Annotated in this window: 1 pseudogene; it reads left to right on the top strand. The window is 57.6% G+C overall.

What is annotated here, in order from left to right:
• Positions 1–337 (top strand): annotated as a pseudogene (locus JK635_RS28040) (hypothetical protein); the annotation flags it as partial.
• Positions 338–559 lie beyond the last annotated feature (222 nt).

Raw genomic sequence — 559 nt, 5'->3', positions numbered from 1 at the left:
GAACAGCGAGCTGGAGAAGATCGAGAAACCGGCCGGCATTTCCAATCCCAAGGACTTCCGGAACGAGATCGTCAACTTCGTCTTGCGCACCAGGGCGCAGAACAATGGCAAGAATCCGGCATGGACTGGATACGAGAAATTCCGCACGGTAATCGAGAAGAAGATGTTCTCCAACACCGAGGAACTCCTGCCCGTGATCTCGTTCAATGCCAAGGCCAGCGCGGACGACGCCCACAAGCACAAGGAGTTTGTCGAGCGCATGGTGGCCAAGGGCTACACGCCCAAGCAGGTGCGGCTGCTGTGCGAATGGTATTTGCGCGTAAGGAAGTCTTCATAAGAAGGCAGGCTTTCCTGCTCGCGGGTCTTGCATGACTGGCCCTGCTCTTGCTAGTTTATGGGGTAGGGCCAGACGTATCTTCCGCTGACGCCCGTCGCGCGCCATCGGAACCCGGCAATGCCGGGAGGATGATGTGGTAGACCGGAAGCGACGGTTCCGCGTTTGCCTCGGTAGCATGAGCAGGAGACCATATTGACTTACCTCATCGATCGGCGTACGCAG

It is taken from the genome of Neobacillus paridis, assembly GCF_016765675.1.
Classification (GTDB): Bacteria; Bacillota; Bacilli; order Bacillales; family Cytobacillaceae; genus Neobacillus; species Neobacillus paridis.
This window is presented reverse-complemented; position numbering and strand designations above follow the sequence as displayed.